The organism is Clostridium sp. 7_2_43FAA (genome assembly GCF_000158375.2).
Classification (GTDB): Bacteria; Bacillota; Clostridia; order Clostridiales; family Clostridiaceae; genus Clostridium; species Clostridium tertium.
Map to the genome: position 1 here is coordinate 2,248,497 of NZ_JH815222.1, position 12,742 is coordinate 2,261,238.

The window sequence follows — 12,742 nt, forward strand, 5'->3', positions numbered from 1 at the left end:
ACTTTCATTATTACGATTAAAGTATATTTTTAAGTAAAAACTGCTTTTAATATCTAAGCTCCAACTATATTTTTAAGCCACTTCTTTTGTTTATACCTTCTAAATCCTAATATAAACTTATAAACCTCTTCAAGTGTTATCATTGCATAAACGTAATAAATAGGTAATCCTAAAATAATTCCTCCAAAGAAAGCCATTGGTATTCCAACACACCATACTCCTGTAATATCTAAAAGTAAAGATGCCTTTGTATCTCCACCACTTCTAAGAACACCTACTATATTAACTAGGTTAAACATTCTAAATGGTAAATAACATATAAATACAGTTAAACATTTAGTTATATCTAATGCTATATTATCTGGAACAGAAAATAACTTAATTAATGGAGTTCTTATCATAAAGCATACTAACCCCATAACTATTGTTAATAGTAGCTGTAATACAAAGAAGCTCCTAGCATGTTTATCTGCCTCCTTTAGCTTATTAGCACCTAATTCATTTCCTAAAATAACAGCAGTAGCTGAACTTAATCCTTGGAATAAAACAACACATATTTGTTCAACATTTTGAGTTATTGTAATTGATGCAACAGCTTCATCTCCCATTCTTCCATAAACTAATGAATACATAGTGACTCCAAGCCCCCACATAAATTCGTTAGCAATAACAGGTGATACTGTGACTAAATACTTTTTAATGAACTCCTTATCAAAACTAATAAGTTCTTTTATCTTAGCAGCTGCTGGACCCTTGCTTATATAAACAATAGCCAAAATAGATAAACATTCAACTAATCTAGCAATAACAGTTGCTATTGCAGCCCCTTGAACCTCTAGTCTTGGTGCTCCAAAATTACCAAATATAAATGTATAGTTTAATATTACATTAACTCCAATAGCTACTACACTTATAAAAACTGGAGCCTTAACTCTATTGGTTGCCCTTAAAAGTGATATGTAGCAATTTGTAATTGCAGTTAAAGGATAACTTAAAGCTACTATGACTAGATAAGAGGCTCCAACAGCTATTGTATTTTCACTTGGAGTAAAAATTCTCATGACAAGCTTTGGTATTAAAAGTCCTGATAACATAAAAATAATAGAACCTAAAAGTCCTATAATAAGTGATATCCCAAGAACTCTTCTTATATTCTTTACATCTCTCTTCCCCCAATATTGAGCAGTTAGTATTGAAGATCCACTTACAACACCAAATAATAATAAAGTAAAAACAAAAAACACCTTATTAGCTAATCCAACTGCTGCAATAGCACTTTGCCCTAAAGTTCCTATCATCATAGTATCAACAAGGTTTAAAGTTGTATTAAGAAGTGCCTGTATTGCTATAGGAATTCCAATAGCTACAGTTTTCTTTAGAAATTTTTTATCATCAAATAAGTCTTTAAAATATGATATAACCATAGTTCATCTCCTCCCTATCATATCTTTCATATTATAAAAAGCGTACCTTTCGATACACTTTTATAAAAATTAATAATAATTCTATTGCTAGAATAAAAAATCCAATATATATAAATCTAATTATTCAGTAACTTGTCTTCAAATCTGAGTAAACTTATATATTTTTTATACATTAAAACATATGCAAAAGCACTTATAAATGCTAATTTTATACTTCAATTCAATAACTTTATATAATATATCTTATTAATTATAACATAGTTTAACATATATACTAATATAATTTTAGACCTTAAACTTTTGAATCATTTCATTTAAATCTTGTGCAAGCTCCGCTTGAGATTGAGCTGTATCTGCTATTTGTTCCATAGCCTTAGTAGATTCATCAACACTTTCATTTATTCCATCTAAGTTACCTGATGACTTTTGAGCCATATCTGCCATACCTTGAACTGCTTCATTAACTTGATTCATTGTCGCTAAAACTTCTTCTGTCATTGCTGCTAGCTCTTCTGACATATTATTTACAAATATTCCATCACCTTGATACTGTTCTCCAATCTCTACAAATGTTTCAAATTCAGGAACAATATTATCATTCATAAACTTTAATAGCTTATTACTATTGCCCGATAAACTTTTAAATGCTTCTTGCACCTTTTCTATAGTAAATTTAACATTACCTACAGCTTCTGAAGATTGTTCTGCTAATTTTCTTACCTCTTCAGCGACTATAGCAAATCCTTTTCCTTGCTCACCTGCTCTTGCTGCCTCTATAGCTGCATTAAGTGCTAAAAGATTTGTTTGCTCTGCTATGTCTGCAATAGTTTCTGCCATTACTTTAATATCTGATACAACTTTTCCTTTTTCTATATCATTTAAAACTTGTTTTTCCATTTCACTGTAAACTTCTTTTGTATTTTCGGTTGCTACTTTACTAGCCTTTTCAATTTTTGTTGCTCTATTTCTTATTTCAACTGCATTATTACTACCTTCCATTGCTTTATTTGACAGTATATTAACACTTGCATCTACTTCTTGTACTGCTGCAGATATTTCCTCAGCTGTTGCACTATTTTCTTGTACACCTAAATTAACTTCACTTGTTAAAGCATTTATACTTTCAAATTTTGCAGTCATTTCCTCCACTGTAGCTGATAACTCTTCACTTGAAGCACTCATATCTTGAGAAGTATCCATAATATTTTTTATTAATCCACTAATATTTTCTTGCGCCTTATTTAAATTATTTCCTATTTCCCCAAACTCATCATTTGATTCTATTATAATTGGATCTGCTAAATCATAATTAGATAATCTATTAGCTAATCCTCTTATTTTATTTAAAGATTTCTTTATTGAACTTTGCATTAAAAATGCAAATAAACTTGCAAATATCGATAATACTACTATAATAAAAATAATTAGATTTAGTGAATTACTAAAGGTTTCATTACCTTCAACTTTAATTTCATTTGCCCATTGTTCGTTTAACTCTAATAATTTATTTAGCTCATATCTCATATTTTCTCTTGCCTGGTTCATAGTTGAAAGTTGCATTTCTGCTTCTTTTTTATTCCCATTATATATAAAATTTATATACTTTTTAACAGACTCGTTAAATACTTTCAAATTAACTTTAAATTCATTAAAAATGTTTCTTTCATCTTCATCATCTATTGTAGTTTCGTAAATTGCAATTTGCTTTTCACTTTCTTCTGAAGCATCAGTAATTTCTTTTATTAATTCATCTAAATTAGTCTTACTACTCGAATTTTCCATTAACTGTATATCTTTATAAATATTCAATTGATTTTTATCTATCTTATTAATTGAATCAATTGATTTTATAGTAATGTTATTTAAATAATCTACAGATTTATCAATACTATACATATTGTATATTCCTATTATTCCAATTACCCCCATTGAAAAAATAGTACTTAAGAAATAAATTAATAATCGTGTAGATAGTTTTAAGTTATTATAAAATTTCATATGTCTCCCCCTATCTGTTAAACTTTTGTTCATATTTATTATTAAACATTTATTTATTAAATGTCAAATTTATCTTTTATATCCTTATTATAATAAATACAATGAATTTCAATTAAATATATATTTCTTTAATTTTTTATAATTTAAATTATTATTTACTTACTCTAGATGTATTAATTATTATTAATACTATTTGAAAATTAAAAAACCAAATATAATTTTTTAGTATTCTATCTATAGATTGAATACTATTTATTTAGTTAAATGAGAGCATTAATGAATTTATATCATTAATGCTCTCATCTTAAACAACTGATAGCTTAATATATAATTTAAATGTATTATTGTTACATTCTGCGTAAATATCTCCACTGTGAAGATCTATAATATTTTTGGCTATTGCTAAGCCAAGCCCAGAACCTGGAATATCTGAATTCCTAGATTCATTACATCTATAAAACCTATTGAAAATTTTATCTATGTCCTTTAATGATTCGTGTTCTATTTCATTTTCAAAAGATATTATGATATTATTCTTATCTTTTAAAATATTAATTGAAATATCACTATTTCTCTTACTGTATTTTACAGAGTTTGATAAAACATTTTGAAAAACTCTACCTATTTTACTGGAATCAACATTCAAATTTATGTTTGAATACTCATATTTCTTAATAAATACTATATTTTTCTCTACAGCTTCAATATATAACTCTCCTATACTCTGCTCTATTATTTCAATTATATTTGCATTACTTTTATTTAAAGTAACTGAATTAGATTGAAGCTTAGAATACTCAAATAAATCTCCAATTAACTCTCTTAATTTATAAGATTTTTCTATTGCACTTTTAGTATATCTTTTTTTATTTTCCTCAGAAGTTTTTTCATTATCAATAAGTTGTAAGTATCCTATTATTGATGTTAGTGGAGTTCTTAAATCATGAGAAACATTTGTAATTAATTCAGATTTAAATTTTTCTTGGCTTCGCTCTGAAGCTATACTGTTTTTTAAATTCTTAGCCATTAAGTTCATTCCTTTTGCTAAGGATCTTAATTCATCTTTTCCTTTTTCTGATATTATATAATCTAAATTACCTAATGAAAACTCATTTATTCCTTTGGTTAATTCTCTTATATATCTAGCTTTTCTAATTGTATAAATATATATTATTATTATTGCTAGTAGAAAACTTAATGAAATAGATGAAATTACTTTTATAATTACCTCATTTCCTACCTGTTCTCTCCATATTAAAAGATTGTAATCTTCATTATCTAAGCTAATGTCATATCTTTGATAAATATTCTCGTCAGAATACTTATTTTGAAATATATTTTGAATTTTATTAACATCAATTATATTTGAATCTACATTTTTTGATTTCATATAAATATTTCCCTGTGTATCTATAATAGCTGCATTAACTTTATTCAATTCGCATACTTCATTTAAATATTCCTTACTGTTATCATCAAGTCTATTAACATACCTTTGTATATCTATATAAGTTTTATTAAAAATATTAATTAAACTTTCATTGGAATTGTATTTAACAATATTAATACTATGAATAATCCCACTAATAACTATTATAAATGTAACTATACTTAATAATAAAAACTCTTTTTTTAAACTCCATACAAATAATTTTTTTTGTCCTTTATTTCTCAATTTTATATCCAACTCCCCATACAAGTTTTATATACTTAGGATCTTTAGGATTAATCTCAATTTTTTCTCTTATATTTCTAATATGGACAGCCACTGTATTTTCAGAATTATAAAATGGCTCGTTCCATACTTTTTCATATATTTGTTCTGTACTTAATACTCTGCCTCTATTTATCGCTAAAACTTCTAATATATCAAATTCCCTAGGCGTCAATTTTATATTTCTATCCTCTACCAAAACTTCTCTATTTGCTTTATTGATTCTAAGTCCATCTATATATATTTCTTCATCATTAATTTCTTTGGCTTCACTAAAACTAGTAACTCTTCTTAACTGCGATTTAACCCTTGCTACTAGCTCAAGTGGGTTAAAAGGCTTTATAATATAATCATCCGCACCTATGTTTAGTCCTAATATTTTATCACTATCTTCGCTTTTAGCTGAAAGCATTATAATAGGCATTTTTTTATCTTCCCTTATTTTAATACAAGTTCTAATACCATCAAGTTTAGGCATCATTATATCTAAAATTATCAAATCTATTTTTTCTTTCTTTAATTTTTCTAAAGCTTCTATCCCATCACTAGCTAAAACAATATTATATCCCTCATTAATTAAATAAATTTCTATTATTTCTCTAATATCTTTTTCATCATCAACTACTAATATTGTTTTATTATCATCCATAAAAAACATCCTTCTTTCAATCAATCTTTTTTACTCTCTTCTTTTTTATCAAATTATCAATTATATATCCTGAAAAAATTGTAAGCAATGAAATTAATGGATAAGAATATCTTTCAAATGTGAAATAAGGTAAATAAACAAGATTAAATAGTATTACGGTTCCTAATATAATAAGTATATCAAAATTCCAAGTTGACTTTTTCTTACACATTACTATTCCCGCTATTGCTGAAATTAAAATAAAATAATGTTGAATCAGAGCTAATATAAAACCTATTACACCATTCCAATAAAATGGTGATTTCCAAAAATAAAATGTTTTACCCAGAGTGTACCAGTATATATATTTAATGGGTTCTTCCCTACCATAAATTTTTAATCTTTCTATTCCTGCTTTAATTTCATTTTTATTGCTTTCAATATAATTTTCGCCTTTTTCATATGGAACTCCAAAACCACCACTTTGATCATAGTTTACAAATGTTCCTTGTAAAAATGGATTTCCACTAGATGCTGTAAAAGGTATGAAAGTATTAAATTGCTTATAATTTCTTATCCACCAAGGTGTCATAATTAAGCAAAATATTACTAAAACAATACTAGCATACTTAAACATATCCTTCAATTTGTATTCCTTTTTCATTATCCAAGCTAATAGTATTACTCCTGGAAATGCTGCAATTGTAGGCCTAAATAAACATGCTGTCCCCCATACTATTCCTGCTATTATATATAACCTTGTATTTTTTCTTTCAATTGCATACATGCTTAAATATACTAATAAAAGTAATAAAAATTTAAAAATAGTTTCCATAAGAATTAAACTTGTAACATAAAACTCTACTACATACAACGAATTAATTAAACATGCAATTATTCCAATCCTACTATTAAATAATTTTCTTCCTATAAGGAAAATTATATATAAGGAACCACATTGAATAAATATCTGAAATATTCTAAATGCTACTATTGCATTAAACTTACCCAATAATGCAACAAAACCTGATAGTATAAAAGTTAATCCCGGCATAATATATACAGTTGGCTCAGTTATATTTTCATAGGATAATATTTTATTCTCTACTAAATTCCAAGCACTTCTTATATATTTAACATCATCATTATCAAAACTTTCCATGCTTCCTAGAAGCGTTGAATCTCCAAACTTTAATATATAAAGTAAAGCTATTAAAGCAAAAATTACTTCTATTAAAATAAGAGCTACTTTTATATTCTTTTCTTCTTTCTTTATTGAAAACATCTATTTTTCTCTCCCTAACTTAAACTTATTATAAATGCTCCACAAAATATTAGAAATAATCCTAGTATTCTAAGAGCACTCATATTCTCATTAAATATAAATACTCCAATAATTGCACCAAACACATAACAAAGACTTTGTAATGGATATACCTTACTCAAATCTTCTTTTGATAGTATATAAATCCAGACTATACTTGCAATTACGTATATAATTCCTCCTCCTAAAACGTAGGGATTAAGAATAAAATTAAATATACCTTTTAAATTCATTTCAAAATTTATTGTTTTTGTACCTAGTTTCCATATAACTTGTCCTAAAAGTAATAAAACAATATTTATGCTTATTAATAAATACATCATTTATTTTCTTTCTCCTTTAATAGCTGTAAAAAAATTGCATTTTCTTGTGTTAATCTTATAACTCTTTTTTTCAAATTAAAGATTTCATAAATAGTATAGACTACAAAAATCGTAGTTATTAATGATTTCATCTAATCACTTCACTCTCCTTCTTATTTAGACATCTAACATTACTATAACTACAATAAAGTGCAACATTTATAGTTGATACTGTTACTTTTATCATATAATATATCGCCATAATAGGAGTGATAGATGATTTTCCTGCTTTTCTATCATTCATTTCAACTTTAATCTCTTTTATATTTAATCCATTCTTACATGCATATACTATTGTTTCAACTTCTGGATAATCTTTTGGATAGTAATTTGAAAAAAGTTCTATCCCTTTTCTTTTTACTACCCTATATCCGGATGTTGTATCATAATAATTTCTTCCACATAATATTGAAACTAACATAGAAAAATATTTAATCCCAACTTTTCTAAAAAAACTCGGTTTATATTCAGTTCTTTCAACAAATCTAGATCCTATTACAATATCAGTATTCCCGTCTTCTATTTCATTAATAAGATTCTTTAAATCCCTTGGATTGTGCTGTCCATCTCCATCTACCTGTATAGCAATGTCATATCCTTCGATATATGCATAAATATATCCGCTTTGAACTGCCCCTCCTATCCCTAAATTATTGGTTAAGTTTATAATCTTAGCTCCTGCTCTTATAGCCTCACCATAGGTGTTATCGCATGAGCCGTCATTTACAACCAGAACATCTGCGAATGGAATATTTAATTTAACAGATGAAACTACATTATATATACTTTTCTCTTCATTATAAGCAGGAATAATAACTAATATTTTCATTTTTATTACCTCCATTTACAACTCATCTTCCATATACTAAATTCTAAATATCAAATTTAAATATTTTTAATTAAATTTCGCAATAAATATTAAAGAATTTATGAAGAATTTATGAAGCTCAAATTTATATACTTTAAGATAAAAAAAGAATATTAATTTTACTTAATTACAAGTAAAACTAATATCCTTTTCTTATAAAATAATTAACATAACTTATAGTTTAAAATAAATATGTCATTATACTGTTTTTTAATAAGTTCAATAATTCAAACTTGAATTACCTTTTCCAAACTATCTATAATTATTTCTCTACAATATTTTTATTTATAACATTTATTTAAACAGCAAAATCTATCTCTACTTCTGTTTCATTATAAGTTACTTGTCCACCTATATCAGATACTCCTGAATCTGTTAAATAATTAGGATTTCCATGTTTTGTCCACCATCCAACATACATTAAAACTATAAAATCAGCTACACTATTATCAATTTTTAAATTTACTCTTATTTCTCCATTATGATTTCTTAAAGTAACTATTTTTTCTTCATTAAATGATAGCTTCCTTGCCATTTCTTCATTTATATAAGCAACAGAAATTCCATCTTCATCCATCATATGTTGGCTTGATAAAGTATCTCTACTATGGCAAGTAAGTAATTTAAAACTTAATTTATTATCTTTTTTATTATTATTTTCTAAATATAAGCTTTCGTTAAAGAATATTTCAAATTTCCCTGAAGCTGTTTTAAATTTTTTATCTTCCCAAGCTACAGGTTTATGAATTGTAAAATAGTTATTTTTTAAATATTCTATATCTACTTCATCATTAAACTTCTTTAATGGTTCTATAACTTTTGATAAATATTCTTGTTTATCAACATATGGATAATTATCTAACTTAACTCTTTTTGCAAGCTCTTTAAAAAATTCATATTCATCCATTAATTCATTTTTAGGTTCAACAGCCTTTTCATTATAAATTATATATGGACTTGTCATAGAACTATATATTAAATCTTCACTTTCTAATGTACTTGTAGTTGGAATAAACAAATCACATTCCTTAGCTGTATCAGTCATAAACATATCAAAACATACTTTAAATTCTACTTTTGAAAATGCATCATTTAAATTATTTAAATTAGCCAGTTGATTTAATAAATTACTTTTTGTAATTACAGACATCTTTATTGGTGTATTATATTTTTTACTTTCTTTGTCTAAACTAGCATCTTTCAAATAAACTTTATCATCATCATAAAAGTCTCTTCCTAATAATGAATCATTTATAAAATCGGCCATATGACTTACATAAAAAAATCTATTTTCACAAGATTTCTCGCTATTATAAGGGTCAGAATCAATTACATTTGGATAAACTTTATTAGCATAATTAATACCACCGCCAGCAAATCCAATTTGACCTGTGATAGCTCCTAAAATATCTACTAAGCTTATGGTATTTCCACCATTTTTGTATTTTTGCATACCATATCCAAGCAATATAGTAGAATACTTATTTGTATATAGCATAACTAATTCTTCTATATCGTCTTTACTTACACCACAAATTTCTATTAAATCTTCAAGATTTAGGCTTTCTACATAATTCTTATAATCTTCAAAACCATTAACATAGCTTTTTATATAATTTCTATCATATAAATTTTTATCAATTATTATTTTTCCCATTGCAAGCGCAAGAGCTCCATCGCCATTAGGTTTGATTCTCACATATTTATCTGCCATTTCTGCAGTCTTTGTGTATATTGGATCAATTACTACGATCTTACTTCCATTACTCTTAGCTTTTTTTATACTTTGCATTGTATGTATAGTTGTAAAAGCAGGGTTTTTCCCCCATACAAATATTGTTTTACTATTTATCATATCATCTAATGAATGGCTTTTCACATCTCCAAAATTATATGTTTGTGCCTTAATTCCAGCACTCCAACATGGTCCACCTTTAGATTTACTCACTCCCCCATAAAAATTAAAGAATAAATCTCCCATACTTTTAAGTAATGCACCATTTCCATATTGCTCATAGTATAATATCGACTTTGAAGAATATTTATTTTTGTAATACTTAAGCTTTTCAGCCATAATATTTAAAGCTTCATCAAAAGATATTTCCTTCCATTCACCATTTATCTTTATCATTGGAGAATATATTCTTTCCCTGTGCTTTAATCTATCTAAGTGTGCTAATCCCTTCTTACATATAAATCCTTTAGTATAAGGATGCTCTTTATCTCCTTGAATTTTTACTATTTCATTTTTATCAACGTAAATATTAAACTTACAACAATCAAAACAATCTAACGTGCAACCATGACTTAACTTTTTCATAATATACTCCCCATTTACTCTATATATTTTACTTATTTTATAATATTTTAGGTTGTATCACTTTCTCTTTATAGAATATCAAATTTTGTAATTACTTACTAGATAAATGTCTTTACTATTTATCTCATAATTTTTTTATAAATATTATGAGGCTATATCAAAATAAATTTGATATAGCCTTGTACCATTAAGATATACATTCATTAAAAACTTATCTATCAATAAATTCTATAACTTAATTTTTTATTTATTAGATTTCTTATTTTATATCTATAACTAAATTTTTTATGCTAATAACTAAAGTTCTTCTCCATTTGAAGCAATAACTTTTTTATACCAATCAAAGCTCTTTTTCTTACTTCTCTTTAAAGTTCCTTTACCATCATTATCACGATCTACGTAAATAAATCCATAACGTTTTTTCATTTCACCAGTTCCTGCACTTACTAAGTCAATACATCCCCAAGTTTTATATCCAAGTAAGTCAACACCATCGATATCAACTGCATCCTTCATAGCTTTAATATGCTCTCTTAAATAAGCAATTCTATAATCATCTTCAACATACCCATTTTCATCTGGAGTATCTACTGCTCCAAGTCCATTTTCTACAATAAATAAAGGTTTTTGATATCTATCATATAATGAATTTAAAGTTATTCTAAGTCCAAGTGGATCAATTTGCCATCCCCATTCACTTTCATCTAAGTTAGGATTTTTAAGTGATGCAAATATATTTCCTTCTGTTAGCTTATTAACTTCTGGATCTGAACTTGCACATCTTGAAGAATAATAAGAAAATGATATAAAGTCTACAGTATATTTCTTTAAGATTTCTGAATCTCCATCTTCCATCTTAATATTAATACCTTTTCTCTCCATTTCCTTTAAAGCATATGCCGGATAAGCTCCTCTTGATTGAATATCTATAAAGAAGTAATTTTCTCTATTTTTATTCATTGCTTCAAGAACATCGCCTGGTTTACAAGTATAAGGATATGTCTCACCAGCTGCTAGCATGCATCCAACCATATTGTTTGGATCTACTTCATGAGCAATCTTTGTAGCTAATGCACTTGCTATTAACTCATGGTGTGCTGCTTGATACATAACTTGCTCTTTATTTTCGCCTTCTTCAAAGCATATACCCGCTCCCATAAATGATGCATGTAGTATCATATTAATTTCATTGAATGTTAGCCAATACTTAACAAGGCCCTTATATCTATTAAATATAACTGTGCAAAGACGTTCATAGAATTCTACCATTTTTCTATTTCTCCAAGCACCGTATTTTTCAATTAAATTCATAGGGCAATCAAAATGAGTAATTGTAACTAATGGCTCAATACCATATTTATGACACTCTTTAAATAAATCTTCATAGAATTTTAATCCTTCTTCATTTGGAGTTTCATCATCACCATTTGGAAAAATTCTACTCCAAGCAATTGAACATCTATAAGTCTTAAAACCCATTTCTCCAAATAGTTTTATATCTTCTTTATAATTATGATACATATCTATAGCTTCTTTTGCTGGATAAAAATGCTCATTATCAAAATCAAACATCTTCATTTCTCCAGCTATAATAGGAAATCTATCCTTACCTATAGGAACTACATCTGCATTTGCAAGGCCTCTTCCTCCTTCATTATATCCACCTTCACATTGGTTTGCAGCAGTAGCTCCACCCCATAAGAAATCTTCTCTAAATCCCATCTTTCATCTTCCTTTCTTTTATACAATAACTTATTACTACTCTTGTTCTGGCTTTTTAATTAAGAACTGTTAATAATTCATCATTTTGTTTTACTGACTTTTTGTCAGTTCCTATAAAATCAAGATAATCTGAGCTATTAGTAACTATGATAGGAGTTTCTAAACTATATCCTTCTTTTTTAATAGCTTCAATATCAAAAGTAACTAATGTTAATCTGATTATTATATTTACTCTACAATACCCTATTTATTAAAAAAGCCCATTTACATGCAAAATAAAACCAACCTTTAAGTTGAATATTTCCCATGTAAATAGGTTTAGTTTTCACTTAAACAATCACTATCCAATTTACTATATTTGAATTATAAGGTATGTCCACCT

At 26.6% G+C, this 12,742-nt stretch carries 9 protein-coding genes; all 9 read right to left on the minus strand.

Annotated elements, in window-relative coordinates:
* Positions 1–53 precede the first annotated feature (53 nt).
* Positions 54–1,424 (minus strand): MATE family efflux transporter, encoded by a 1,371-nt coding sequence (locus CSBG_RS12205; protein ID WP_008679920.1) that lies wholly within the window; start codon positions 1,422–1,424, stop codon positions 54–56.
* Between the two features lie 285 nt (positions 1,425–1,709).
* Positions 1,710–3,422: a methyl-accepting chemotaxis protein gene (locus tag CSBG_RS12210; RefSeq protein ID WP_008679921.1), complete on the minus strand. Its 1,713-nt coding sequence runs from the start codon at positions 3,420–3,422 to the stop codon at positions 1,710–1,712.
* 304 nt (positions 3,423–3,726) lie between these two features.
* Positions 3,727–5,097: a HAMP domain-containing sensor histidine kinase gene (locus CSBG_RS12215; RefSeq protein ID WP_008679922.1), complete on the minus strand. Its 1,371-nt coding sequence runs from the start codon at positions 5,095–5,097 to the stop codon at positions 3,727–3,729.
* On the minus strand, positions 5,087–5,785 hold the full coding sequence (locus CSBG_RS12220; protein WP_008679923.1) for a response regulator transcription factor: 699 nt from the start codon (positions 5,783–5,785) through the stop codon (positions 5,087–5,089). The genes CSBG_RS12215 and CSBG_RS12220 overlap by 11 nt, the downstream gene beginning before the upstream one ends.
* Positions 5,786–5,801: 16 nt before the next feature.
* Positions 5,802–7,049, minus strand: a complete 1,248-nt coding sequence (locus tag CSBG_RS12225) for a glycosyltransferase family 39 protein (RefSeq protein WP_008679924.1) — start codon at positions 7,047–7,049, stop codon at positions 5,802–5,804.
* A gap of 14 nt (positions 7,050–7,063) precedes the next feature.
* Positions 7,064–7,411, minus strand: a complete 348-nt coding sequence (locus CSBG_RS12230) for an EamA family transporter (RefSeq protein ID WP_008679926.1) — start codon at positions 7,409–7,411, stop codon at positions 7,064–7,066.
* A 127-nt stretch (positions 7,412–7,538) separates the two neighbouring features.
* Positions 7,539–8,279 carry a glycosyltransferase family 2 protein gene (locus CSBG_RS12235; RefSeq protein WP_008679930.1) on the minus strand — a complete coding sequence of 247 codons (741 nt, stop codon included), beginning with the start codon at positions 8,277–8,279 and terminating at the stop codon, positions 7,539–7,541.
* Between the two features lie 337 nt (positions 8,280–8,616).
* Complete coding sequence (locus CSBG_RS12240; RefSeq protein ID WP_008679933.1) at positions 8,617–10,638, minus strand: molybdopterin-dependent oxidoreductase; 2,022 nt, start codon at positions 10,636–10,638, stop codon at positions 8,617–8,619.
* Positions 10,639–10,935: 297 nt separating this feature from the next.
* Positions 10,936–12,360: a 6-phospho-beta-glucosidase gene (locus CSBG_RS12245; RefSeq protein ID WP_008679935.1), complete on the minus strand. Its 1,425-nt coding sequence runs from the start codon at positions 12,358–12,360 to the stop codon at positions 10,936–10,938.
* Between the last annotated feature and the right edge of the window lie 382 nt (positions 12,361–12,742).